Here is a 23,307-nt window from a genome sequence, read left to right as displayed (position 1 = left end):
TCTGCCGACGGGCGCCTACCCTGGCGTTTATGAGCGCCAAGGACAGGGTTCGCGTGGCGCGGGTCTACGACGACGTCGCCGCCGACGAGGGCCGGCGCGTGCTGGTCGACCGCGTCTGGCCGCGGGGGATACGCAAGGACGATCCGAGGGTGGGCACCTGGTGCAAGGACGTCGCACCATCGAAGGAACTCCGGGAGTGGTATCAGCACCGCCCCGAACGGTTCGACGAGTTCGCCAAGCGCTACCGGGCCGAGCTGCGCGACAGCCCGGCGCTGGACGAGCTCCGCGATCTGGCCGGGCACGGTCTCCTCACCCTGGTCACCGCGACTCGCGACGTGGAGATCAGCCAGGCGGCCGTCCTCGCGGAGATGCTGAAAAGCCGCTGAACGTCGTGAGACGATTCTGCGATGCGGCTGGGATTGCATGCCCTGGGGATCGGTACCGGCGCCGACCGCGCGGTGATCGATGCCGTCGCGTCGACCGCTGACGATTGCGGTTTCGCCACGCTGTGGGCGGGTGAACACGTCGTGATGGCCGACCGGCCCGCTTCGCGCTATCCCTACTCCGAGGACGGCGTCATTGCCGTTCCGGCGCAGGCGGATTGGCTTGACCCGATGATCGCCCTGAGCTTTGCCGCGGCCGCCTCGTCCCGGATCGGCCTGGCCACGGGCGTGCTCCTGCTGCCCGAACACCATCCGGTGGTGGTGGCCAAGCAGGCCGCCAGCCTGGATCGGCTCAGCGGTGGGCGGCTGACACTGGGCGTGGGCGTCGGGTGGTCCAGGGAGGAATTCGCCGCGCTCTCAGTGCCCTTCGCCCGTCGCGGTGCGCGTACCGCCGAATATGCGGCCGCGATGCGCACAGTGTGGCGTGACGACGTCGCCTCGTTCGACGGCGACTTCGTGAAGTTCGAGTCCATCCGCGTCAACCCCAAACCGGTGCGGAACCGTCATATCCCGATCGTGCTAGGGGGCAACAGCGATTCGGCGCTGCGCCGTGCGGCGAAGTGGGGCGACGGCTGGTACGGGTTCAACATCGATGGGCTGGAGGCCGCGCGCGATCGCGTCGCCGAGCTGCAACGGCTATGCACCGACTCGGGGCGGGATCCCGCCCGGCTGCGGCTGTCGGTCGCGCTACGCGACCCGGAAGTCGTTGACATCGGCGCCCTCGCCGACATGGGCATCGACGAACTGGTTCTCGTCGAATCACCTCCCGACCGGCCCGAGGCGGCGGCCGAATGGGTTGTGGCGCTGGCCGAGCGGTGGATGAAGGCGGCACTCGCGTGAGCGGGGCCGACCCCATCCTGCCGCGGGAATTGACCGACGTTTCCGCCGAAATCCGCGCAGTCCCACCGCCGCCCATTCCCGCGTTGCCCGACCCGTACGGGCTGCGTCTGGCCAACCCCGACGCGGACGCGGAGATGATCGCCGAGTGGATGAGCCGGCCGCACTTGGTCGAAGCGTGGGAGTCCGCCTGGCCGGTGGCGCGCTGGCATCGTTATCTGCGCGCGCAGCTCGAAGGCGCCTTCTCGCGCCCCTTCATCGCCACGCTCTACGGAACAGACCGCGCCTACATCGAATTGTACAGGGCGGCAAAGGATTCCATCGCGACCCGATATGAGCATGATCCCCACGATCTGGGGTTACACGTCGCGGTGGCCGATCTGGACTACATCAAGCGGGGACACGTGAGTTACCTGCTGCCCTACCTGGTGGGCAGCATCCTGGGCCTCGATCCGCAATGCCGGCGCATCATGTTCGATCCCGACCACCGCAACGCCCTGGCGCGCACATTCTGCGAGCGGGGAGGCTGCGTCTTCCTCGGCGAGCACGACATGTCGAACCGGCGGATGGCGCTCTATGCGCTGCCCCGCACGCCCGACGACGTTCCCCGCGGTTGACTAGAGCTGCTCGGCGATCCACTGCGCGGAGAACGCCGCCGCCTCGCCCAGCGCGACGCTGACGACGATGTTGGCGACCGCCGTGCGCAGCTGTCGCTCCTCGCCGAGCCGCTGCGTTTCCAGCATCCAGGTGGAAAACGTGGTGTAGGCCCCGACGAACGCCGTTCCGGCCAATAGGGCCGCCTCCTTGCTGAGCACCAGGCCCCCGAGGAAGCCCAGGAGCGCGGCGCCGCTGACGTTCACGACCAACGTGCCGAACGGAAATGACCGGGCGGCCCGCGTGGCCACCGCACGGTCGACCACGAACCGCAGCACCGACCCGGCGCCGCCGATCAGTGCCACCCCCACCCACACCGCAGCCGTCGTGGCCGCGCCGGCCGTCATCCGCGGATCCGGACGCGGCGCACCAATTTGGTGGCGAGGTGCACCGCCAACAGTCCCACCACGATGCTGGTGAGCGTGTAGGTCGCGGCCAGGACCCAATGGCCGTGCTCGACCATCCTCAGCGTCTCGACCTGCATCGTGGAGAAGGTGGTGAGTCCGCCGCACAATCCGGTGCCCAGCAGCGGGCGCCGGTAACTGGACAACGGCAGCCGCTCCAGCAGCCGGGTGGTGAAGTACCCGAGCAGGAAGGCGCCGACGATGTTGACCGTGAACGTCGGCCACGGCCACCTCGCCGGGTCGCCGGCGGCGAGCGTGCCCAGGCCGGCACGGGCGAGGGAGCCCAGCGCCCCGCCGGCGAAAACCGCGGCCAACTCGCGATAGTCGTGTGCCACGCGCGATCCCTTCGCCTCTGCCTGGACTTACGGGTGGGTGAATCCGGGACGTCAGAAAAGTACCTGACAAGTCAGCAACGTGCGCCGCAGGCAGAATTGACAACCATGGCCCACCCCCGCGCCGGCCAGCCGGCCCAGCCCGAAGACCTCGTCGACCTGCCGCACCTGGTGACGGCCTACTACTCGATTGAGCCCGATCCCGACGACGTCGCCCAGCAGGTGGTGTTCGGCACGTCGGGCCACCGCGGGTCGGCGCTGAACGGCGCCTTCAACGAGGCCCACATCCTGGCCATCACCCAGGCGATCGTCGAATACCGCGCCGCCCAGGGCACCACGGGCCCGCTGTTCATCGGCCGTGACACGCACGGCCTCTCCGAGCCGGCGTGGGTGTCGGCGCTGGAGGTGCTGGCGGCCAACGACGTCGTCACGATGATCGACTCCCGCGATCGCTACACCCCGACACCGGCGGTCAGCCACGCCATCCTCGGCTACAACCGGGGCCGCACCGAGGCGCTGGCCGACGGCATCGTCGTCACGCCGTCGCACAACCCGCCGCCGGACGGCGGCTTCAAGTACAACCCGCCCAACGGCGGCCCGGCGGACACCGACGCAACCAACGCAATCGCCAAGCGCGCCAACGAGATTCTGCGCGACGGCGCCGGCGTGAAGCGGGTGTCGCTGGCCCGGGCGCTGCAAACCGTCCAGCGCCACGACTACCTGGGCAACTACGTCGACGACCTGCCGAACGTGGTCGACATCGACGCGATCCGCGCGGCCGGGGTCCGCATCGGCGCCGACCCGCTGGGCGGGGCGAGCGTCGACTACTGGGGTGAGATCGCCCAGCGCCACCGTCTGGACCTGACCGTGGTCAACCCACTGGTCGATGCGACCTGGCGGTTCATGACGCTCGACCACGACGGCAAGATCCGGATGGATTGCAGCTCACCCGATGCGATGGCTGGCCTGATCGCCAACCGGGACCGCTACCAGATCGCCACCGGCAACGACGCGGACTCGGACCGGCACGGCATCGTCACGCCCGACGGGGGACTGCTCAACCCCAACCACTACCTGGCGGTGGCCATCGACTACCTCTACACGCACCGGCCGTCGTGGCCGGACGGCATCGCCGTGGGCAAAACCGCGGTGAGTTCGTCGATCATCGACCGGGTGGTCGCCGGCCTCGGCCGCAAGCTCGTCGAGGTGCCGGTTGGGTTCAAGTGGTTCGTCGACGGCCTGATCGGCGGCACCATCGGCTTCGGCGGTGAGGAGTCCGCGGGGGCGTCGTTCCTGCGGCGCGACGGTTCGGTGTGGACCACCGACAAGGACGGCATCATCCTCGCCCTGCTGGCTTCGGAAATCCTGGCCGTCACGGGGCTGAGCCCGTCCCGGCGGTACCAGGAACTGACCGCCGAGTACGGCACGCCGTTCTACGCTCGCGTCGATGCGCCCGCCGACCGCGAGCAAAAGGCCCGCCTGGCCAAGCTGTCGGCCGAGCAGGTCACCGCCACGGAGCTGGCGGGCGAGCCGATCACCGCGAAACTCACCGCCGCGCCCGGCAACGGCGCCGCGCTGGGCGGATTGAAGGTGACGACCGCCAACGCCTGGTTTGCCGCACGGCCGTCGGGCACGGAAGACGTGTACAAAATCTACGCGGAGTCCTTCAACGGCCCAGAGCATTTGGCGGAGGTGCAGGAAGCCGCGCGCGAGGTGGTTAATAAAGTCATTGGGTGACCATTTCCCTCCGCCTTGCCCGTTCGGGGGGACGTGGCACTCGTTCTAGTCGGCTGCCCCGCGAAGTCTGGATCCTCAGCTGGGCGAATGTCATGGTTGCCTTGGGCTACGGTGTCATTTCGCCGGCGATGCCCGCCTTCGCGCATACCTTCGGGGTCAGCATCAAAGCGGTGACTTTCTTGGTCACCGTCTTTTCGTTGAGCCGGCTGTGTTTCGCACCGGTCAGCGGTGCGCTGGTGCAGCGGTTGGGCGAGCGACGGATTTACATCGGTGGTTTGCTGATCGTGGCGTTGTCCACGATCGCGTGCGCGTATTCGCAGGCGTACTGGCAATTGCTGGTGTTCCGCGGCATCAGCGGTGTCGGCTCGACGATGTTCTACGTCTCGGCGCTGGGACTGATGATCCATATCAGCCCACCCGATGCGCGGGGGCGAATCGCGGGACTGTTCACGACCTCGTTCATGATCGGCGCGGTGGGCGGGCCGGCGATCGGCGGCCTGACGGCGGGCTGGGGTCTGACCGCCCCGTTCATCGTGTACGGCGTCGCCATGCTGGGTGTGGTGGTGGCGTTGTTCTACGGGTTGCGGCATTCGGAACTGGCCGCGCCCCCGCCGCCGACCCGATCGACGGTGACGATGCGCCAGGCGCTGCGCGTCCGCGCGTACTGGGCGGCGCTACTGGCCAACTTTGCGACCGGCTGGGCGGCGTTTGGTCTGCGGGTCGCGCTGGTGCCGCTGTTCCTCGCCGACGTCATGGGCAAAAGCGTCGGCGTCATCGGAGTGGCGCTCGCGGCGTTCGCCGCCGGCAACGCCGTGGCCGTCGTCCCCAGTGGTTACCTGTCCGACCGGATGGGACGGCGCACGCTGTTGATCGTGGGCCTGGCGGCGTCCGGCGTGGCGACCGCCGCGCTGGGAATCGTGTCGTCGCTTCCCGCGTTCATGATCGCCGCGGCCATATCCGGTGCGACGACCGGCATTTTCATGTCCCCGATGCAGGCCGCGGTGGCCGACATCCTCGGCAACGAGGCGCGCGCGGGCATTCCGGTGGCGGCGGTGCAGATGCTGTCCGATCTGGGTGCCATCGTCGGCTCCATGACAGTCGGGTGGGCCGCTGAGCAGCTCAGCTTCGGCTGGGGATTCGGCATCAGCGGGATCGTCTTGCTGATCGCCGCCGTCGGCTGGGTGCCGGCGGCGGAAACGCGCACGCTGATCCATCCGGAACACGGTCTGGCCGAGCCCCCGGCGGACGGTGAGGCGGCCTGAACAGCAACTTTGAAGGACGGTTACCAGTGGTGTAGCTTCGACTGGCACGACTTGGGGCTATGGCGCAGCTGGTAGCGCACCACACTGGCAGTGTGGGGGTCAGGGGTTCGAGTCCCCTTAGCTCCACCGGATATTCGGCGGCCCGACGACACCCGGCTCACCGATGTAGGTTCCACTGGCCGCAATCGCCGGCAAGGACGTCATTGACGTCGACTTCGAGTCCCCCGACTTTTGGGCCTGGATTCGACGCCGTGCTCACCACGCGTTGGTAGAGCACCGCGGCGGGATCGATCTGGCCGTGGGACCAGGCCTTGGTTTGCCAGGCCCACCGGTGGCCCGGGGTGCTCGAATTCCCGATAACCCCATCAGCGGCGGCCCACCGGCACACATCGATACCGCCGTAGACGCCGGTGCGCTGCACTCCCAGTACCGAATTGATTCCACGAAACCACTTGAGCGCCAAGTTGTTCCAGGTGTCGTGGTTGATGTCCTCGTCAATGCTGAAGAAGATCGGGGCGCTCTGACCGCCACCCGCCTCGGTGTGCAGCTTCCAGGCCGTGCGCGCATCATCGACGCCGCCCTCGAACCCGCGCCGGAAGTCCGATGGTGCCGTCCCGCCCGGCTTCCCGTATTGGTAATTGCTGACGATGATCAGGCCGGCGGCGTTGAGCTGCTCGGCGTAGGACCGCGTGATCGGCTTGGCGCCCATGGACGAGCCGGGACGCGACAGCGAGACGTAGTTGATGACCCCGGAGTGGCCGGCGGCTCTAATCTGCTGCGCCGGAATTTGGCGCGCGGCGAAGTCGATCAATGTGGGGGTGGCGCCGACGGCGGCACGGGCCGTGGCGGTTGTCGATGCCGCATACAGCGCTGGCAGTGCAGAGATAGCGATGGCGTAGCGCAATACGTCGCGCCGGGGGAGAGGGCGCGACCGCTGCGCACTCACCGAGAAGTCCTGCATCGCGTGATGTTAATTTTGTGACTTTTGTCAACATAAGTGGCGCATAGCAGTCGATATCAAATCGGTTTCTGCGGTTCACCGTGTCGAGTCAATCGCTGGAGCGCATGGGGGTTCGAGTCCCTTAGTCCGAAAGCGAACTTTCCGCATCCTGGTACCGCCGGTACGCATAACCGGCCGCTCGCGTGGGTACGCGGGCGAGTGAACGGTTGTTCGCAGTAGTCGGGAGGGAGCTTTCGATGCCCGAGGTCCAACTTCACCACGACGGGCACCCCATGTATCGGCGGATGGTCCGGTTCGATTGGTCGGAGACGCCGCTGCACTGGGTGCCCGACGATCCGTTCTCGACGCACATGATCAACGTCCTGCATCTGCTGCTGCCCGAGGGCGAGCGGCACTTCATCAAGGCCGTGCTCGAAGCGTCGTCGCTGGTCGATGACCCGGAGTTGGAGGCGGCGATCAAGCCGTTCATCCAGCAGGAGTCCTGGCATGCCTGGGCGCACCAGGTGGTGCTCGACCACCTCGCCGAGCAGGGCATCGACACCAAGCCGTACACGGATCGGCTCGGGAGGCTGTTGTCGATGACGCTGGGCGACCCGCCCCAGTGGTTTCCGCCGGCCATGAAGCGGTGGTGGCTGTATCGGCGGCTGGCCGATGTGGCCGCGCTGGAGCACTACACCGCGATGTTGGGCCAATGGGTGCTGACGAACCGGGGTCTGGACTACGCGAAGGCCGACCCCATGATGTTGGATCTGCTGCGTTGGCACGGCGCCGAGGAGGTCGAGCACCGGTCGCTGGTGTACGACGTCTACCAGCACGTCTCGGGGAGCTACTTGATCAGGGCGTTTTCGATGTTGTTCGTCTCGCCGCTGTTCATCGGCTGGTGGGTCGCCGGCGCCAAATACCTGATGGCCCAAGACCCGACCACCGATCGCAAGTGGCGCTGGCGAGACTGGCTCTGGGCCGCTCGCGAGTACCGGTTGCCGGGCCCCTGGAAGCTGATGGTGACGACGCCCGTCCGGTACATGCGGCCCAGCCATCACCCCAACGACGAGGCGAACACACAGATGGCGATCGACTACCTGGCTTATTCGCCGGTGGCCAAGGCCGCCCAGGAGCGGGCGCGATCCCAAGGGAAGTCGCCGGATCAAACTCAAGGAATCGAGACGTCCGGCAACGGAGCACGAAAGGCGAAGGTGCGATGAAGGTTTCGGTGGACCTTGACACCTGCGATGGCAACGGCGTGTGCATGAGCATCTGCCACGAGGTGTTCGACGTGCGCGAGGACGGTCTGCACGTGCTGCAGGACGAACCGCCCGAGGAACTGCGCCAACAGTTGATCGGTGCCGAGGTGTCCTGTCCCACCCAGGCCATCACGGTGAAGGACTGACCATGCCGACTCGCCAGCTCACAAACGTTGTCGTCGTCGGTGCGGGCGTGGCGGGCACCCGAGCGGCCGAGACGCTGCGGCACGAGGGCTACAACGGCGCCCTGACCATCGTGGGCGCCGAGCGGCAGGCCCCTTATCATCGCCCACCGCTGTCGAAGAAGTTGCTGACCGGCAAGGTGCACCGGGCCGGGGTCGACCTGGCGCCGCAATTCGACATGGATGCGCGTGTCCTGCGCGGCGCGTCGGCGTTGAAGTTGGACATGACCTCGCGCACCGTCCACGTGCGCGACGACGGTCAGGACCTGCCCCTGCCGTTTGACGGACTGGTGATCGCCAGCGGCGCGACGCCGCGCGAATGGCCGGGCGGCCCAGGTCCCGACGGCGTGCTGATGCTGCGGACGGTCGATGATTGCCTGGCCATTCGGGACCGCTTGGGTTCCCGGCCGCGGGTCGTGGTCGTCGGCGGTGGGTTCATCGGCGCGGAGGTCGCCGCGAGTTGCCGGTCGATGGGACTGGACGTCGCGCTGATCGAAAAGGCGAACGGCCCGCTGCTGGCCGCGTTGGGCAAGGAGCTGTCCCAGCGCTGGGCCGAGCTGCATCGCCGGCACGGCGTGGATCTGCGGGTCGGAGTCGGTGTCGACAGATTCGAGGGCGACGGCCGGGTGCGGGGTGTTCGGCTCACCGACGGCTCGCGGGTCCCGGCCGACCTCGTCATCGTCGGCCTCGGAGTGACCCCGGCCACCGACTGGCTGGACGGCTCCGGATTGCGTGTCGACGACGGGGTGATCTGCGACGCCGGCGGTGCCGTGGATGGCGACACCGGGAATGCCGCCGTCGTCGCCGCCGGTGACGTAGCGCGCTGGTGGCACCCGCTGTACGAACGGCACCTGCGCACCGAGCACTGGGACGACGCGGGCCGTCAGGGCGCGGCCGCGGCGCGGACATTGTTGGCGGGGCCGGAAAGTGCCGAGGCTCACGCCGAGCTGCCGTACTTCTGGTCCGATCAGTACGACGTCAAGCTCCAGATGCTGGGCGTGCCAAACGATTACGATGTTGTCGAGATCATCGAAGGCGATCCTGACTCGTGGGAGTTCGTCGCCGCGTACGGGCGGGGCGGTCGGACCATGGCCGTCCTCGCGACCATCCCGGGCCGGGTGAATGCCTATCGGGAGGCCATCGAGAAGGGCGTCGCGTTTCCGCCGAGGCGGCCGGATTAGCAAGGTGGGACGTTCGCTCCTGCCCGAGCCGTTCGGCCTCGAACATTAAGCGCAAGCAACGACTCGGTTGCGAGTGCGCCTCAGCCAGGAGCCGGCCCGGTTGCCGATTAGGTTTTCGCCTCGATGCGCATTACTCTTTCCCGCGGTTCGATTGCGACTCTTTTGAAAGCAGCCATGCCCACTCAGCCCAGCCTGCTGCGCCGACAAGCGTTGCGCAGCGCCCGCGCGTCGCGGATGGTTCCCCGCGTGAAGTGCCCGATGGTCGGCCAGTGCTTTGACGTCGAAGTCAGTCGTGACGCCGACGGGTGGATGATCCGGATTCCCGAGATCGGCAGGGTCACCCGCACCAGCCGCCGGGGCGCGGTGGAACTGGCGGCACGCAAGTGCATCGCCACCTGGACCGGCATCCCCATCGGTTATGTCGCCGTCTATGTCGTGAGCGAGATCGGTTAGCGCCGCATTCGTCGGCCGCACGTAGTGGCCAAGGTGTGCCTTTCGCGTGACCCCACCGCGACGATGACGCGAAACGCTCATCATCATGACGGTGCTCGCGGGAATCGCGGCTCTCGCGATGGCGACCTGCCTCGGCTACTACCTCGGCCGGCGCGCGGGATCGGCGCCGCCGACCTGGAAGCGGCGAACCAGTCGGGTCGCCATCGGGAGGACAGCGATCAGTCTGCTGGTGTTGTTGACCGCGCGCCGTGCGATGACCCTGTGGGGGCCGAGACTCCTCGCGCGAATGCGCCCCTACTGACCACGAGGACGGGAATGTCATTGCAGGGCAAGGTCGCGCTGGTGACCGGAGCGTCATCGGGTCTCGGCGCCGAGACTGCTCGGTTGTTTTCCCGCCAGGGCGCAACGGTTTTCGGCGTCGGCCGGGACACGGCCCGCCTGGCCGAGGTATTCGCCGATGTTCAGAACGGTTCCTACGCATCAGTGGACGTGACCTCGGCGCAGGCTTGCCGTGAGGCGGTCGAGCGGTGCGTGCGCGAATTCGGCGGGCTGGACGTGCTGGTCAACGTCGCCGGACAACACCAGATGCGCCGGACGGAGTCGATGACCGACGAGGACTGGGCGCAAGACCTCGCGGTCAACCTGAACGGGCCGTTCTTCCTGTGCCGGGCGGCGCTGCCGCACCTGTTGGAGCGGGGCGGCAACATCGTCAACGTCGGCTCCATCGCCGGCGTCGAGGGCCAGGCGTACTCGGCGGGCTACTGCGCCGCCAAGCACGGGCTGGTCGGACTGACCCGGGCTCTGGCGGTGGAGTACACCGCGGACCGCTTGCGCGTCAACGCGGTATGCCCCGGGGGCATGCTCACCCCGCAGCTCGAACACTTCAGCGCTCCAGAGAACCCCAACTACGACCTGATCATGCGCACGGCCTCGCCGCGCGGCATGATGCAGCCCGTTGACGTCGCGAACGTGATCGCCTTCCTGGCCAGCGACGCCGCGGCGGCGGTGCACGGCGCCGTGTATCGCGTCGACAACGGCAAGGGCGCAGGTTAGCTCGGTGCGGCCGCCTGCCGCAGCGGGCGGGCGCGCACCAGGGTCGGCCACCAGAACCACGGCCCCAAAATCCGCAGGATGCACGGCACCACGAACGAACGCACGATCAGCGTGTCGAGCAGCAGGCCGATGCACACGGTCGAACCCACCTGCCCGATGGTGCGCAGATCGCTGGTGAGCATGGCCAGCATGGTGAAGGCGAACACCAAGCCGGCGGACGTCACCACGCCGCCCGTGCTGCCGAGCGCCCGGATGAGGCCGGTGTGAATCCCGCCGTGCAACTCCTCTTTCACCCTGTTGATGAGCAACAGGTTGTAGTCCGAACCCACCGCCACCAGGATGATGAACGTCAGCGGCAGGACCAGCCAGTGCAGGTGCAGGCCGACCAGGTGCTGCCAGACGAGGATGGACAGCCCGAACGCGCCGGCGTAGGAGAACGCCACGGTGCCGGGAATCACCAAGGCGGCCACCAGACTTCGCGTGATGAACATCATGATCAAGAAGATCAGCACGAAGGCGGCGATCGCCGCGATCATGAGGTCGGACATCGCGTATTCCTTGATGTCCTTGTCGTTGGATCCCGAACCGCCGATGTAGATTCTGGCCCCGGCCAACGAGGTCTCTTTCAGGATCGTCTTGATCGCGTCGGGGAACTGTTGGACGTGCTCCACGCCTTCGGGGCCCATCGCGTCGCCCTCGTGGGTGACGATGAACCGGGCCGCCTTGCCGTCCGGCGACATCATCAGCTTCATCCCGGTCTTGACGTCGTCGTTGTCGAAGCCCTCGTGCGGGATGTAGAAGAAGTCGTCGCTGCGTGACTTGTCGAAGTCGTTGCCCACGTTGATCAGATCATCGAACGTCTGCGCGGTCTGGGTGGTCTGCAGGTCGGCGGATCCGTAACTGTTGACCAACTTCGACTGCAGTGCCTCGGTGTCGTCGGCGGTGGCTTTGAGTTGGGCGATGATCTGCGGGAAAGCCTTGTCCACTTCCTCGAGGGACACCTTCGCGTCCGCGATGTCGTCGGCCAACTTGTCGACCTGATCGATCGTCTCGAACAGCGAGCGGAACGTCCAGCAGATGGGGATGTCGAAACAGTGCCTCTCCCAATAGAAGTAGCTCTTGATCGGCCGGAAGAAATCGTCGACGTTGGAGACCTCGTCCCTGATGTCGTCGGCAACCCGTTGCAGATCTTCGACCGTGAGTACGGTCTGGTGCAGTTCGTCGGACACCTTTTGGAAGAAGCCGATCTCCTTGCGCAGGACCTCGACCGAGTGCGCCTGAATGTCGGCCTGCGCATCGGTGTTGGAGTTCTGCTCCTTGCTGAACGGCAGTTGTTGGCCGTTGCCGCTGCCCTGCGTGGTGAACAAGTAGGGGATGCTGGCGTGCTCGAGCGCGCGACCCAAAGGCCTGGTCATGCCCTGCACCATCGCCACGCCGTGCAGGCGGATCAGGGCCTTGGCGACGCGGTCAAGGGAGATGAAGTCGGCGGAGTTACGCATGTCGTGATCGGTTTCGACCATGAGCATCTCGGAGAAGAGCTTGCTCTTGGGGAAGTGCCGATCCGCCGCCTGGAAACCCAGGTTGGCGGGCGCACTGGCCGGCTGGTATTGCCTGTCGTCGTAGTTCTGCCGGTAGGTGGGAACGAAGATCGCGCCGAGCATGACGATCGCGGAACTGGCCACCAGGATGGGCACCGGCCACCGCACGACGCTCGCCCCGATGCGCCGATACAGATATCCCTTGGCGCTGGTCCTCGGGTCGAACATCCCGAACAGGCTGCCGACGGTCAACGCCGCCGGGCCCAGCGTCATCGCCGCGGCGATGGTGAACAGCATGGTGATCGCCACGGCCGGACCCATGGTGTGGAAATAGTTGAGGCGCGCGAACGTCAAGCAGTAACACGCGCCGGCGATCGTCAGCCCGGAGCCGATGATGATGGGCGCGACACCCTTGTACGCGATGTAGAAGCTGTCCTCCCGGCTTTCGCCGGCCTGCCGGGCCTCGTGGTAGCGGCCCATCAAGAAGATGCCGTAATCCGTTCCCGCGCCCAGAGTTAACGCGATCACGATGTTCACCGCGAACGACGAGAGCTCGATGTACCCGAGGTGCCCCAGCGTCGAGACGATCCCCTTCGCGACGAGCATCTCGATGAGCACGCCGAGCAAGGGCACCAACAGGGTGGATGGGGTGCGGTAGACCAGCAACAGCATCACGACGATGAGGATGATGGTGACGATCGTGACGTTGTTCAGGCTCGCGTTCGCGATAGCCAGCGTGTCCGAGGCCAACGGAGCCGCGCCGCTGACGTAGACCTTGAGCCCGGGCGGTGGCGGGTCTTTCTTGATGATGTCACGGACGGCGTCCACGGACTGGTTGGCCTGAATCTGGCCGATGTCGCCGGCCAGACGAAGGAGCACATAGGTGCACTTGCCATCCACGCTCTGCGCTCCGGCCGCGGTGAACGGCTTGCCCCACAGGTCCATCACGTACTGCACGTGCTGGGTGTCGCGCTGAAGGCGGCGCATCAGGTCGTCGTAGTACCGGTGGTCGGCGTCTCCCAGCGGCCGGTTCGCCTCGAACACCACCATGGTCAAGTTGGTCGAGTTCGATTCGTGGAACTTCTCGCCGATGTGCAGCAGCGCCCGCTGTGAGGGCGCGTAGTGCGGCACCATCGGGCCGGCGAGTTCCTCCGCGACCCGTTCCACCTGCGGCATGAAGGTGTTCGTGGTGACCGCGAGGAGGCCCCAGAAGAAGATGATCGGGATCGCGAAAGCCCGCACCATCCTGGGGATGAACGGGCGTTTGGTCCGGGGCTCGTCGAGGCGATGCTCGGTCATGCCGATTTCACCCGGCACTCGACGTCGGCGTCGGGATGGTCGTCCGACTGCTCGTCGCGGACCACGCCATCCACCAGCATCCGGCAACTCACCTGACCGCTACGAACGTGAACCGAGATGCTTCCGGACGCCACCGAGAGCGTCGTGGTCTCCGTGTGGGACCACGGCAGGGCCGTGATATCGACCTGGTGCGGATGGCCGTCGATGTCGATGTAGACGAGCTTCCCTCCCTTGCCGGCGTTGCCGAACACCTCGTAGGTGATCCGCTTGAGATTGAACTGCTCAGGCGCCTGCGGACCATTGACGGTGATGACCGGCTCCGGTTCGGAGAACTGGTGCACTTTGTACATGCACAGCAGGCCCACACCGACCGCAACGACGGTGACCAACGGCATCCAGCCCCGCTCCAAGGCAGTCCTGCCGACTGAACGACGGCTCACTCCATCACCTTTCGCGACCCAGTCCTAAGACGTGCCCGCCTCGTCTCCGCCCCATGTCAGCCGGCCAGCGGCTCGTCGTATATCAATAAGGTTGACATACATCGGTAAAGAGATTACTGCAGCCGGGTCGCCGGCGCGATCCGGGTGTGTCGAACCTGGGTCGCGAGCCCCTCATGCCGCGACTTGCGCGCCGCGCAGCCGCCTCTTCAGACGTGCGCTACTTCGAAGCCGTAGGGCGAGGTTAGTCGACGTCAACATGGGGATCACCCCGAGGAACGTGCGCTCGGAAGGGGTTGCTCCATGCAGGTGGTAGAGGCTGCCGAACACGTAGAAGCAGCCCAGCATGAACAACGCGCCGGGGATGCAGAGCGCCATAAAGGAGCTACGGTCGGCGACAATCTGCCGCGCGTAGTCCAGCTCTTCGGCGGACATGGGTTCGCGTTTGCGCAGCTTGCGCACGACCTCTTTGGCGCTGCCGATCTCCTCGCTTATCGGGCTGGTCGGCCGCTTCTCCATCCGCCTGACGTACGCGGCGGCAATGGTGGCGAGTGTCAGTGCCAGGCCCAAGGCGATCACGGTCAGTAGGCCGAACAAACCCTCAGTCACGATCACACTCCTTCGGAGTCACCGCTTCCGGTCGTCGCGCCCCGTCGGTGCTCATCCGGAAACCTTACTTCGCGGGAATCAGAACCCGAAGTCGCCGCCGCCGGAATCCGAGCCACCGCCGCCGAAATCGGATCCGCCGAAATCGGATCCGCCGCCGGAGTCCCAACCGCCGCTGAAGTCGACGTCTCCGCCACCCGAGTACGAGCCGCCGTTGCCTGCGAAGCCAGTATCGCCGCTGGAGTCGTAACCACCGCCGAACCCGACATCGCCTTGCGGGCTGTCATACCCGGCGTTTTGGCCGCCGTCGTAGCCGGCATCCGCGTATGCCGAATCGCGGCCGGCGTCGAAGCCGCGCTCGTAGCTGCCGCCCCAATGGTCGTCCAGCAGCGCGTCCATCAGCAGGACGTCGGTCAGCGCCCAACCCCAGCCCGCACCCCAGAACGCGTATGGGTAGTACCCCGGGTAGAAGAACATTCCGTTGTAGTAGCCACCCCCGTAATAGTGGGGATAACCGGGCTGCGGGGTGGTGCTGTAGTTGTTGTTGTTGATCGTCACGTACTCGCCGGTCTCGGGGTTCTTTGCGCGCACCGAGGCCTGCTTGCGGTCGTCTTCGGGCACCGAGTCGACGGCGGCGACGTTCGGCGCAGGGCGACCGGGGTTGAGTTTCTGGTTGGCCTTGGCCACCGTCGACTGCACCACCCTCAGGTGCGCGCGCGCTGCGCCGTAGTCACCTGTCTCATAGGCCTTTCTGGCGTCATACAGGCTGGCGTTGGCCTTCGTGGACTCCGCGCTGACGTCCGTTTCGCTGTTGGTGAGCACCGCGTTATCGAGGTCGCCGACGTCCGCTGTTGCGGTGATCAATTCCTGCTTGATCTGCTCGCGCGCTGCTGCGTCCTTGCGGCGCTTGCCGTTTCGGCTCGCCACGAACCAGATCAAGCTGACCACGCTCAACGCGACGGCGAGAAAGACCAGCAGGGTCCACAACCATGCCCAGCGGTCGGGGTTCTTGTGCACGGCAGGGGAGGTGGTGCTCGCCGGTCCCCCGGAGGGCACGTCCACCCTGGCCAATCTGCTGACGAATTCACTCGTCGCGCCCTGCGGGTCGTTCCGGTGAGCCCTGGCCGACTGGCTCATCAACGGATCGACGCTGTCCGCGATCGCCTTGGGCACGTTGTAGGCGCGCACGTGATAGCCCCGGGAGTCGATGACCAGAATGATCCCGCTGAAGGTGGGATCGCGTCCGAGGATGACGTTGTGAATGGCGTCCGGGGTGCTCACCCCGGTCTGGCTGGGGGCCACCGCCGCCACCCAGACCGGCGGCGTGGAACTCCACGTCCATCGGCTGGACAGGATCTGGTCGTTGAGCCTGTCGGGGTCCCGCAGCGACGGATTCGCCGTCGGGTCGGCCAGCACGTGCGTCTGGGCGTTGAACTTGTTCACCAGCTGATCGGTATAGGTGTCGGCCGACGCGGACGGCGCGAGCAGCAGCATCGCCAGCGCCACGGTGAACGGGGCCAGCGCAAGCCGACGGAATCGTAGGGTCACTTTCCTCCTGCCAGGGTCACTGAGTCGATCCTTGCGGCGGACCGGGAAAACGTCCACTATCGACCCACGGTCCAGCCGTCGTAACCTTGACCGCGTGAACGCCCGGCGCAGCCCGTTCCGGGCCGACCTGCTGCAGTGCTCTTCCTCGCCTACGATGCGGCGTCGTATGTCACCGGGGGGGCGACGCTCGTCGTCGACGGCGGTGGATGGCTGACCGCCAGCGGGGTGCCGGACCTACCGGGTACCGCTAGCCTGACGCGATGTATCCGCGGGGGAGTACCGAGAAGTCCACGCACGCCGCGGCCAAGACGTCGCCCAACTGGGGAGGGACCGGCGCGGCGAGCGTGAGCATGGCACCCGCCGATGGCGCCTTCAGGGTGGCGACGTTGCGGCCGGTCAGCAACATGATGGCGTCGGATTCGATGTCGCTCCAACCGGTGTGAACGGTCATCAGGGTGAGCACACCGATCGCCTGGCCGGTCGGCGACAACAGGCGGTGGTGCCATGCGCTGTCGGCCTTGTGTCCGGTGTGTGGTTGCACCACCGCCAGCACGGTGCCGCCCCCGTCTTCCAATTGCGCCGCGCCGTCGACGGGCACGATCCTTCCCACGGGTGTGCTCCCGTTGGTGATGGTGGTCGTTGCGGCCACCGCGATCTTGAGCTCATCGCCGGCTGCCGAGGACAGCTTGTATTCGCCCTTGCCCCCGTTCTTGAAACCGAATAGCACCGCGGCACCGCCCTTTTGTTGCGCCCGCGCCAATTCGGTGCCGTCGGGGGTGTTGAGCGCGACACGCAGCGCGTTGGACGTCGACCTCGTCAGGCGAGCGAGGACGACCGTTGCATCGCCCAGAATTGACATGCCGAGATCCTAGGCCCGGCGCAGCGATTGTCGGCCGGTTTTCTCACATCTTCACGGTCAGCGGCCACACGTTCCAGATGTCGTCGCAGTACTCGGTGATCGCGCGATCCGAGGAGAATTTGCCGCTGCGAGCGGTATTGAGGATGGACATCTTCGTCCACGACTCCCTGTCCTGCCACGCCGCGCTCACCTGCTCCTGGCAGTTCACGTAGGACGCGTAGTCGGCGCACACCAGGAAGGGGTCCTCATGGCGCAGGTTGTCCACCAGCGGCCGGAACACCTCGGTGTCGCCGTGCGAGAACGTGCCGGCCGCAATGAGATCCAGCACCGCGCGCAGCTCGTCGTTGCGGTCGATGTAGCCGGCCGGGCGATATCCGGCCGCCTTGACGGCCTCGACCTCCTGTTCCGGCAGGCCGAACAGGAAGAAGTTCTCCGGCCCCACCTCGTCGCGCATCTCCACGTTGGCGCCGTCGAGCGTGCCGACGGTGAGGGCGCCGTTGATCATGAACTTCATGTTCCCGGTGCCCGACGCCTCCTTGCCCGCGGTGGAGATCTGCTCGGACAGATCCGCGGCCGGGTAGATCATGTGGGCGTTCTGCACGTTGAAGTTCGGCACGAATGCGACCTTCAGGAACCGGTTGACGTCCGGGTCGGCGTTGACGGTCTCCCCGACGGCGTTGATCAGTTTGATGATCCGCTTGGCCATGAAGTAGCCGGGGGCGGCCTTGCCGCCGAAGATGAAGGCCCGCTGCGGAATCGACAGGCCGGGGTCCTGCTTGAGGCGGTGATAGAGCGCCACGACGTGCAGGACGTTGAGATGCTGGCGCTTGTACTCGTGGATGCGCTTGACCTGGATGTCGAACATCCAGTCCGGGTCGAGGTCCACCCCCGCCACCGAGCGGATGTACTTGGCGAGGCGCGCCTTGTTGTTCCGTTTGATGTCGCGCCATTCCCGGCGGAAGGCGGCGTCGTCGACGAAGGGCTCGAGCCCGCGCAGGCGCTCCAGGTCGGTCAGCCAGCCGTCGCCGACGGTGCGGTCCAGCAGTTCCCGCAGCCCCGGATTGGCCAGCGCCAGGAAGCGGCGCGGCGTCACGCCGTTGGTCTTGTTGCTGAACCGCTCCGGCCACATCTCGTAGAAGTCTTTGAGCACACTGCTTTTCAGCAGCTCCGAGTGCAGCGCGGCCACGCCGTTGATCGCGTGGCTACCGACCGTGGCCAGGTGCGCCATCCGGACGCTCTTGCCACCGTTCTCGCCGATGAGCGACATCCGACCGACCCGGTCGTCGTCCCCGGGGAACCGGGCGCGTACCTCGTCCAGGAACCGGCGATTGATCTCGTAGATGATCTCCAGGTGACGCGGCAGCGCCTCGGCGAACATGTCCAGCGGCCAGGTCTCCAGCGCCTCCGGCAGCAACGTGTGGTTGGTGTAGCCGAACGTCGCGACGGTGATCTCCCACGCCTCGTCCCAGTCGAGCTGGCGTTCGTCGACCAACAACCGCATCAGTTCGGCGACGCCGATCGACGGATGGGTGTCGTTGAGCTGCAACGCAAAACGCTGGGGAAGTTCCTTGACGGACACGTCGGCGAGATCGTCCATGATGTGCAGCACATGCTGCAGCGAGCAGGACACGAAGAAATACTGCTGCAGCAGGCGCAGCTGCTTACCCGCCTCGGGCTCGTCGTTCGGGTAGAGCACCTTGGTGACTGTCTCCGACATCACCTCGTCCTCGACGGCCCCGTAGTAATCGCCGGTGTTGAAGGCTTCCAAGGCGAACGACTTGACCGCCCGCGCGCTCCACAACGTCAGCACGTTGCAGGTGTTGACGCCGTAGCCCTGGATCGGCGTGTCGTAGGCGACGCCCTTCAGTACTCGCCCCGGCACCCATCGGACGCGGTCCTTGCCGGCGTCGTCCGTGTAGTGAGCCGCGTAGCCGCCCCACTTGACCAAGTAGTTGACGTCGGGTTTGGCGATCTCCCAAGGGTTCCCGTGGTCCAGCCAGTTGTCGGTCTGCTCGACCTGCCAGCCATCGTGGATCTCTTGATCGAAAATGCCGAACTCGTAACGGATTCCGTAGCCGATCGCCGGGCGCTCCAGGGTTGCCAGCGAGTCCAGGTAACATGCGGCGAGCCGGCCGAGGCCGCCGTTGCCCAGGCCCGGTTCCTCCTCGCACGAAAGGACGGTGTCCAGGTTCTGGCCCATCGCGGCCAGCGCTTCGCGGGCCGCCCGCTCCATGCCGAGATTGAGCAGGTTGTTGCCCAGTTGCGGACCCATCAGGAACTCCGCCGACAGATAACACGTCACCTTGCGGCCGAGATCGAGCGAGGTTTGGGTCGACACCACGCGGCGGTCCTGCATGCGGTCGCGCACGGCCAGTGCGAGCGCCCGATAGTAGTGCTCGGGCCGGCGGGCCGCCGCGGGGCGGCCGATCGAGTAGCGCAGGTGGTCGTTGATGGCCCGTTGCAGCGCGGCCGCGCTCATCCCGGTGCGAGAGTGCTCAACCAGATCGGACCGGGCGGGGCTGGCGGGAGCGAGTCCGTCGGGGGGCGTCTGTTCGACATCGGTCATGGTGAGTCCTACTCCCTCGAGGTTGCCGCAATCAACCTGTCCGCCCGGGGGCGGCAGAGCGTCAGTCTGGCAGCGATGTTTGCACACCAGGCGCGCAGTTGAAGGCTGTTACGTAAACACCAGCTCACGGTCCGGCGACGAAACGACGTTGTCAGGTGGCGGGAATGGAGCGCTGTCGGTCTCAAAGCGAGGGGTGGCACGACGCCGGATACGGATATGTTCCGACCATGTGGGACATCGACGGAAGCACCGTGTTCGGAAGCACCGCCGGCAGGGGAGAGCCGGTGCTGCTGTTGCACGGCTACCCGCAGAGCGCGTCCTGCTGGCGCCATCAGATCCCGGAACTGTCCGGAAACCATCATGTCGTGGCACCGGACTGGCCGGGCTTCGGCCGGTCCGCTCCTCCGCCCACCGTGCCCACTTACGACAACGAGGTAGAGCGGATCGAAAGGTTCGTCGAGGAGTTGGGGTGGCAACGGTTCAACCTGTGCGCCCACGACTACGGCGGCTTCATCGGCCTCGGTTATGCCATCCGCCATCCCGACCGGGTGCTGCGACTCGCTCTTTTGAACACCCGCGCACACGGCATCTTCCGCCCGTGGTTCTACCGCTTTTCGCGGGCCCAACACTGGATCGCGACGCGGCCGGCGCTATCTGAAGCCGCACAACACCTTCCGCTGGCCGCGCTGCACCATGTAGCGCTGGCGCGCTACCGAAGGCTCGGTTGCTTCGACACCACGCTGGAAGCCGAGTATCTGGGCTGGATGAATGCGCCGGAAGGAAAGCGCACGTTCTGGAACTTCTTCGCGCACTACCCGGTGTCCGCCGTGCCGTGGCTCGCGGAGGGCCTGGGGAAGATACGGTGCCCGGTCGCCGTGATCTGGGGCGACCGCGATCCCTATATCCCGTTCGGCACCGCGCGCGAATTGGTGGCGTCAATCCCGCAGGCCAAGCTGATTCGGCTGCGGGGCGCCGACCACTATGTCATGGAGGAACGACCAGGCGAGGTGACCGCGGCGCTACTCGATCTGCTCAGTACGCCTCTGCCTGTCCGCGCCTAGCGTCAGTGGGCGCCGGACAAGTTCAACGTGACCACGCCGGCGATGATCAACCCGACACCGACCACCTTGGCGACGGAGACCGTCGAGCCGAGGAACAGCACTGCGATGAGCACGATGAGCGCGGTGCCGATCGCCGACCACAACGCGTACGCGACGTCCGTCTGCATACCGCGGGAGATCGACAGTGCCAGCAGCGCGAACGAGATGGCGTAACCCGTGAGGCAGATGACCGTCGGCCACAGTCGGGTGAAGCCCTCCGTGCTTTTGAGCAGGCTGGTCGCGGCTACTTCCGCGACGATGGCGCAGAGAAGAAGAACGTATGTCAAGGAGTCTCCTCGGACGAGCGACGGGCGGACTGTCTGGAGCTAACCCGAGGAGGACTCCTTGGGGTCTTGGGACTCCGCCTCGTCCTCAAGGGCCGCGAGATGGTCGTCGTGTGCGGCCTGCCAATGCTCATCGGCCGCTTGTTGCAGTCGAGCGGTGGGCCCAAGTCCTTGCAGTGCGGCGCGCTGATAGCTGTTCGCCGTTCGCTCGTGCACCCGGGCCAACTCTTCGTGCCGCAGCGCCGCCGCGTGGTGCGCCTCTTTCGCGCGGCGCAAGGATTCCTCGGCACGGCGGTGCGCCAGCGCCACCGACTCCGGAGTCGGGCGCTCGCCCGCGGCCAATTCCGTCCTGCGCTGGTTGAGCTCTTTCACCCGCTGCCGGACCTTGGCGGCCCGCTCCGAAGGGCCCGATTGCCCACCGGAGGCAGTCTCGCCCATCACTTATTCCCATCCATGAGAGTCCACGAGCCGGCGTCTTCTTCACCCGATGTAAGCGAGTATGACGTTACGCCGAAATGGTGTTGCCAAGGAGCGGCTGGGCCGGGACCGTAACCTCGCAATCGTGACAAAGGATTTGGACCGGCGACTGGATCGCTACACCCCGGCGGCGCTCAGTGTGTTTCGGCTCGTCTATGGCTTGCTGTTCGCCGCATACGGGTCGAGGAGCCTGTTCGATTGGCCTGTCCGTTCGCCGGTTCGCGTCGAGTTCGGCTCGTGGCCCGGGTGGTACGCCGGGCTGATCGAAGTCGTCGCGGGTCTGCTCATCGCCACGGGTGTGTTCACCCGGGCCGTCTCGTTCGTGGCCTCGGGGCAGATGGCGGTCGCGTACTTCTGGATCCACCAGCCCCAGGCGCTGTGGCCCGTCGCCGACCCACCGGCGGGCAACGGCGGCGCGCTGGCGATCCTGTTCTGCTTCGCGTTCTTGCTGCTGGTCTTCACAGGCGGCGGGGCTTACTCGATCGACGCGCTGCGCGGGCAGCGACATGGTCGTTGATCGTCAAGCACAACCGGCGAAAGCGCACACCACGGACGGAATTGGAAGACATGACGGCAATACTTCCGGGGCTTGGCAAAGCGCTGTCACTACTGGATTAAGGGGCGCCCGGTCAGCTGCAGTTGGCGTGAAGATTTTGGCACCACATTCCGACGCCACCCCAGTCACCCGACGAGCCGACCGAATCTTCGTATGGGTTCGTCATTGTGGTCGGGTACTGGATCTGCCATTCGTCGATCGTCGGGATGTCGTCGACCTGGCCCGGGTCGGGAGACGCGAGGGCCCTTCCGACCGAAAATCCGGTGCCGCCCGTCAAAGCCGCAAGGGCCGTCAATCCCACGATGAGTAGAGCAGCATACCTACGCTTCATCGTCGCGGCCTTTCCGTTGTCTGCCTGAAATGCCGGCTAACTGCGCCAATTCTACCTTCGGTGTCCATATCGCATAAGAGTTACGAACACACAACAACTTCGATCGGCCGCCCAGCAAATTTCGCGACTCGAATCGGCAAGTGCGTACGTTAGCGTGCGTGAGGCCGATAGCCGTGGTCGTTCGTCGCGCCGTGGTGCTCGCCGTTTGCCTCGTCATGTCTGTGGCCGCGGCGCCGCCGGCGACCGCTGACCCCGATGACGGTCCCGAGATCGAGCCTGCCGCGGCGGCTTCGGCACCGGCCGCGGGGGCGGTGCCCTCGAATCCCCCCGTCATCCTCAACACTCCGGACGGCTGGACCCTGGGGCTGGGCGCGAAGGACGAGGCGCAAGTCCCGGTGGCGCCGCTGACCACCTCCATCGCGTCGCGCGAATACATGGCAAGCGGCATCTACGTCGGCTCCCTGAAAGGACCGGAAGAGCCCCACGGAATCCTGGAAGTGGGCTATCAGATCGGCTGCGGGATCGATATGAGCACCTCCAACGGTGTGATCATGGAGGGCGGTGCCGGCATCATCCCGGGCGTCAGCCCCACCTTCGACACCACCGGTACATTGCCGCCCCTGCTGCCGTTTGTTTCGACTCCGATGAACGGCGTGATGAGCATCGGAATGAAACCGGGCCTCGTCCTGACGGTGCCGGTGATCAAGAAGAACTTCAAGGGTGCCAATCCCTGGGTGATGATCAGCAACTTCCACATCAAGATCGACGGATGCGTGGGCCAGTCGTTCATCCGCTCCTACGCGGTGCTGACCCGGATGACCGACCTGTCCGACGTCGTGGTGTCGTACGTCGGCGTCACCAAATCCGTCTGAGGCCGATGGTGGCGACCCGCTTCGCCCGGTTCCGCCGCGCTAGCGATCGCCACGCCGGGGGATGCCGGCCAGCTTGTCGGCGAACTTCGCTTCC

At 66.1% G+C, this 23,307-nt stretch carries 25 protein-coding genes, 1 tRNA gene and 1 pseudogene; 16 read left to right on the top strand and 11 right to left on the bottom strand.

The window, feature by feature from the left end:
* Window positions 1-29 precede the first annotated feature (29 nt).
* Genes C1737_RS11870 through C1737_RS11860 form a run of 3 tightly spaced genes read left to right on the top strand, consistent with a single transcriptional unit; the run spans window position 30 to window position 1,897 of the window.
* A complete protein-coding gene (locus C1737_RS11870) occupies window positions 30-386 on the top strand; it encodes a DUF488 domain-containing protein (RefSeq protein WP_102418397.1) in 357 nt (118 codons plus the stop codon).
* A gap of 21 nt (window positions 387-407) precedes the next feature.
* Entirely contained in the window at window positions 408-1,283 is an 876-nt protein-coding gene (locus C1737_RS11865) for an LLM class F420-dependent oxidoreductase (RefSeq protein WP_102418395.1), read from the top strand.
* Window positions 1,280-1,897 (top strand): GNAT family N-acetyltransferase, encoded by a 618-nt coding sequence (locus tag C1737_RS11860; RefSeq protein ID WP_067920896.1) that lies wholly within the window; start codon window positions 1,280-1,282, stop codon window positions 1,895-1,897. The genes C1737_RS11865 and C1737_RS11860 overlap by 4 nt, the downstream gene beginning before the upstream one ends.
* Here the strand turns inward: C1737_RS11860 and crcB (C1737_RS11855) are convergent, their stop codons facing one another.
* Both crcB (C1737_RS11855) and crcB (C1737_RS11850) read right to left on the bottom strand, forming a co-directional pair.
* Window positions 1,898-2,281 carry a fluoride efflux transporter CrcB gene (gene crcB, locus C1737_RS11855; protein ID WP_067920894.1) on the bottom strand — a complete coding sequence of 128 codons (384 nt, stop codon included), beginning with the start codon at window positions 2,279-2,281 and terminating at the stop codon, window positions 1,898-1,900. It lies immediately after the preceding gene.
* Complete coding sequence (gene crcB, locus C1737_RS11850) at window positions 2,278-2,673, bottom strand: fluoride efflux transporter CrcB (protein ID WP_068094442.1); 396 nt, start codon at window positions 2,671-2,673, stop codon at window positions 2,278-2,280. Before crcB (C1737_RS11850) ends, crcB (C1737_RS11855) begins: the two co-directional genes overlap by 4 nt.
* Before the next feature lie 105 nt (window positions 2,674-2,778).
* On the opposite strand from crcB (C1737_RS11850), the gene pgm reads away from it, so the two are divergent.
* From pgm to C1737_RS11835, 3 genes are all read left to right on the top strand, one after another.
* Window positions 2,779-4,407 carry a phosphoglucomutase (alpha-D-glucose-1,6-bisphosphate-dependent) gene (pgm, locus tag C1737_RS11845; protein WP_102418393.1) on the top strand — a complete coding sequence of 543 codons (1,629 nt, stop codon included), beginning with the start codon at window positions 2,779-2,781 and terminating at the stop codon, window positions 4,405-4,407.
* 92 nt (window positions 4,408-4,499) lie between these two features.
* Entirely contained in the window at window positions 4,500-5,669 is a 1,170-nt protein-coding gene (locus C1737_RS11840; protein ID WP_102418390.1) for an MFS transporter, read from the top strand.
* Window positions 5,670-5,722: 53 nt separating this feature from the next.
* Window positions 5,723-5,795, top strand: a tRNA-Ala gene (locus C1737_RS11835).
* A 31-nt stretch (window positions 5,796-5,826) separates the two neighbouring features.
* Here C1737_RS11835 and C1737_RS11830 read toward each other — a convergent pair.
* Window positions 5,827-6,630, bottom strand: coding sequence for a DUF1906 domain-containing protein (locus C1737_RS11830; protein WP_102418387.1), 804 nt, complete (start codon window positions 6,628-6,630; stop codon window positions 5,827-5,829).
* A gap of 236 nt (window positions 6,631-6,866) precedes the next feature.
* Between C1737_RS11830 and C1737_RS11825 the strand changes: the two genes are divergently transcribed.
* The 6 genes from C1737_RS11825 (at window position 6,867) to C1737_RS11800 (ending at window position 10,740) form a co-directional block, all read left to right on the top strand.
* Window positions 6,867-7,832, top strand: coding sequence for a metal-dependent hydrolase (locus tag C1737_RS11825; RefSeq protein ID WP_102418385.1), 966 nt, complete (start codon window positions 6,867-6,869; stop codon window positions 7,830-7,832).
* Entirely contained in the window at window positions 7,829-8,017 is a 189-nt protein-coding gene (locus tag C1737_RS11820; RefSeq protein WP_067924799.1) for a ferredoxin, read from the top strand. The genes C1737_RS11825 and C1737_RS11820 overlap by 4 nt, the downstream gene beginning before the upstream one ends.
* 2 nt (window positions 8,018-8,019) lie before the next feature.
* Window positions 8,020-9,234, top strand: coding sequence for an NAD(P)/FAD-dependent oxidoreductase (locus tag C1737_RS11815; protein ID WP_102418383.1), 1,215 nt, complete (start codon window positions 8,020-8,022; stop codon window positions 9,232-9,234).
* A 258-nt stretch (window positions 9,235-9,492) separates the two neighbouring features.
* Window positions 9,493-9,687, top strand: a complete 195-nt coding sequence (locus tag C1737_RS11810; protein WP_067924825.1) for a long chain fatty acid-CoA synthetase Faa4p — start codon at window positions 9,493-9,495, stop codon at window positions 9,685-9,687.
* A gap of 85 nt (window positions 9,688-9,772) precedes the next feature.
* Window positions 9,773-9,988 (top strand): hypothetical protein, encoded by a 216-nt coding sequence (locus C1737_RS11805; RefSeq protein WP_067924804.1) that lies wholly within the window; start codon window positions 9,773-9,775, stop codon window positions 9,986-9,988.
* Between the two features lie 14 nt (window positions 9,989-10,002).
* A complete protein-coding gene (locus C1737_RS11800) occupies window positions 10,003-10,740 on the top strand; it encodes an SDR family NAD(P)-dependent oxidoreductase (RefSeq protein WP_102418381.1) in 738 nt (245 codons plus the stop codon).
* On the opposite strand, the gene C1737_RS11795 is transcribed toward C1737_RS11800, so the two are convergent.
* From C1737_RS11795 to C1737_RS11765, 6 genes are all read right to left on the bottom strand, one after another.
* Window positions 10,737-13,577: an RND family transporter gene (locus tag C1737_RS11795; protein ID WP_067924808.1), complete on the bottom strand. Its 2,841-nt coding sequence runs from the start codon at window positions 13,575-13,577 to the stop codon at window positions 10,737-10,739. The two genes, C1737_RS11800 and C1737_RS11795, sit on opposite strands and share 4 nt — an antisense overlap.
* Window positions 13,574-13,972: an MmpS family transport accessory protein gene (locus tag C1737_RS11790; protein WP_067924816.1), complete on the bottom strand. Its 399-nt coding sequence runs from the start codon at window positions 13,970-13,972 to the stop codon at window positions 13,574-13,576. Before C1737_RS11790 ends, C1737_RS11795 begins: the two co-directional genes overlap by 4 nt.
* 216 nt (window positions 13,973-14,188) lie before the next feature.
* On the bottom strand, window positions 14,189-14,623 hold the full coding sequence (locus C1737_RS11785; protein WP_102419911.1) for a hypothetical protein: 435 nt from the start codon (window positions 14,621-14,623) through the stop codon (window positions 14,189-14,191).
* Between the two features lie 78 nt (window positions 14,624-14,701).
* Entirely contained in the window at window positions 14,702-16,168 is a 1,467-nt protein-coding gene (locus C1737_RS11780; protein WP_102418376.1) for a hypothetical protein, read from the bottom strand.
* Window positions 16,169-16,415: 247 nt separating this feature from the next.
* Window positions 16,416-17,027, bottom strand: coding sequence for a hypothetical protein (locus tag C1737_RS11770; protein WP_102418373.1), 612 nt, complete (start codon window positions 17,025-17,027; stop codon window positions 16,416-16,418).
* 43 nt (window positions 17,028-17,070) lie between these two features.
* Window positions 17,071-19,506 carry a glycogen/starch/alpha-glucan phosphorylase gene (locus tag C1737_RS11765; protein WP_102418371.1) on the bottom strand — a complete coding sequence of 812 codons (2,436 nt, stop codon included), beginning with the start codon at window positions 19,504-19,506 and terminating at the stop codon, window positions 17,071-17,073.
* Window positions 19,507-19,820: 314 nt separating this feature from the next.
* Between C1737_RS11765 and C1737_RS11760 the strand changes: the two genes are divergently transcribed.
* Window positions 19,821-20,654 carry an alpha/beta fold hydrolase gene (locus C1737_RS11760; RefSeq protein ID WP_102418368.1) on the top strand — a complete coding sequence of 278 codons (834 nt, stop codon included), beginning with the start codon at window positions 19,821-19,823 and terminating at the stop codon, window positions 20,652-20,654.
* 2 nt (window positions 20,655-20,656) lie between these two features.
* On the opposite strand, the gene C1737_RS11755 is transcribed toward C1737_RS11760, so the two are convergent.
* The gene (locus C1737_RS11755) at window positions 20,657-20,980 is read right to left on the bottom strand and encodes a multidrug efflux SMR transporter (RefSeq protein ID WP_068096367.1); all 324 of its coding nucleotides are present in this window, start codon (window positions 20,978-20,980) and stop codon (window positions 20,657-20,659) included.
* 39 nt (window positions 20,981-21,019) lie between these two features.
* A complete protein-coding gene (locus C1737_RS11750; protein ID WP_068096369.1) occupies window positions 21,020-21,415 on the bottom strand; it encodes a hypothetical protein in 396 nt (131 codons plus the stop codon).
* Between the two features lie 124 nt (window positions 21,416-21,539).
* Here C1737_RS11750 and C1737_RS11745 point away from each other — a divergent pair, with 124 nt between their 5' ends.
* From C1737_RS11745 to C1737_RS11730, 3 genes and pseudogenes are all read left to right on the top strand, one after another.
* Window positions 21,540-21,971, top strand: coding sequence for a DoxX family protein (locus tag C1737_RS11745; protein WP_102419910.1), 432 nt, complete (start codon window positions 21,540-21,542; stop codon window positions 21,969-21,971).
* Window positions 21,953-22,072 (top strand): annotated as a pseudogene (locus C1737_RS27135) (phosphotransferase family protein); the annotation flags it as partial. The gene C1737_RS11745 and the pseudogene C1737_RS27135, both read left to right, overlap by 19 nt.
* A gap of 484 nt (window positions 22,073-22,556) precedes the next feature.
* Window positions 22,557-23,213, top strand: coding sequence for an MspA family porin (locus C1737_RS11730; protein ID WP_068096418.1), 657 nt, complete (start codon window positions 22,557-22,559; stop codon window positions 23,211-23,213).
* Window positions 23,214-23,307 lie beyond the last annotated feature (94 nt).

The organism is Mycobacterium sp. 4858 (assembly GCF_900240975.1).
Lineage (GTDB): Bacteria > Actinomycetota > Actinomycetes > Mycobacteriales > Mycobacteriaceae > Mycobacterium.
This window is presented reverse-complemented; position numbering and strand designations above follow the sequence as displayed.

Coding starts and splice junctions, on each gene's coding strand:
- pgm (WP_102418393.1), top strand. CDS start 2,779: ATGGCCCACCCCCGCGCCGGCCAGCCGGCCCAGCCCGAAGACCTCGTC.
- C1737_RS11830 (WP_102418387.1), bottom strand. CDS start 6,630: ATGCAGGACTTCTCGGTGAGTGCGCAGCGGTCGCGCCCTCTCCCCCGG.
- C1737_RS11790 (WP_067924816.1), bottom strand. CDS start 13,972: ATGCCGTTGGTCACCGTCGTTGCGGTCGGTGTGGGCCTGCTGTGCATG.
- C1737_RS11770 (WP_102418373.1), bottom strand. CDS start 17,027: ATGTCAATTCTGGGCGATGCAACGGTCGTCCTCGCTCGCCTGACGAGG.
- C1737_RS11840 (WP_102418390.1), top strand. CDS start 4,500: ATGGTTGCCTTGGGCTACGGTGTCATTTCGCCGGCGATGCCCGCCTTC.
- crcB (WP_067920894.1), bottom strand. CDS start 2,281: ATGACGGCCGGCGCGGCCACGACGGCTGCGGTGTGGGTGGGGGTGGCA.
- C1737_RS11730 (WP_068096418.1), top strand. CDS start 22,557: ATGTCTGTGGCCGCGGCGCCGCCGGCGACCGCTGACCCCGATGACGGT.
- C1737_RS11765 (WP_102418371.1), bottom strand. CDS start 19,506: ATGAGCGCGGCCGCGCTGCAACGGGCCATCAACGACCACCTGCGCTAC.
- C1737_RS11870 (WP_102418397.1), top strand. CDS start 30: ATGAGCGCCAAGGACAGGGTTCGCGTGGCGCGGGTCTACGACGACGTC.
- C1737_RS11795 (WP_067924808.1), bottom strand. CDS start 13,577: ATGACCGAGCATCGCCTCGACGAGCCCCGGACCAAACGCCCGTTCATC.
- C1737_RS11800 (WP_102418381.1), top strand. CDS start 10,003: ATGTCATTGCAGGGCAAGGTCGCGCTGGTGACCGGAGCGTCATCGGGT.
- C1737_RS11815 (WP_102418383.1), top strand. CDS start 8,020: ATGCCGACTCGCCAGCTCACAAACGTTGTCGTCGTCGGTGCGGGCGTG.
- C1737_RS11750 (WP_068096369.1), bottom strand. CDS start 21,415: ATGGGCGAGACTGCCTCCGGTGGGCAATCGGGCCCTTCGGAGCGGGCC.
- C1737_RS11820 (WP_067924799.1), top strand. CDS start 7,829: ATGAAGGTTTCGGTGGACCTTGACACCTGCGATGGCAACGGCGTGTGC.
- C1737_RS11805 (WP_067924804.1), top strand. CDS start 9,773: ATGACGGTGCTCGCGGGAATCGCGGCTCTCGCGATGGCGACCTGCCTC.
- C1737_RS11825 (WP_102418385.1), top strand. CDS start 6,867: ATGCCCGAGGTCCAACTTCACCACGACGGGCACCCCATGTATCGGCGG.
- C1737_RS11865 (WP_102418395.1), top strand. CDS start 408: ATGCGGCTGGGATTGCATGCCCTGGGGATCGGTACCGGCGCCGACCGC.
- C1737_RS11760 (WP_102418368.1), top strand. CDS start 19,821: ATGTGGGACATCGACGGAAGCACCGTGTTCGGAAGCACCGCCGGCAGG.
- C1737_RS11810 (WP_067924825.1), top strand. CDS start 9,493: ATGGTCGGCCAGTGCTTTGACGTCGAAGTCAGTCGTGACGCCGACGGG.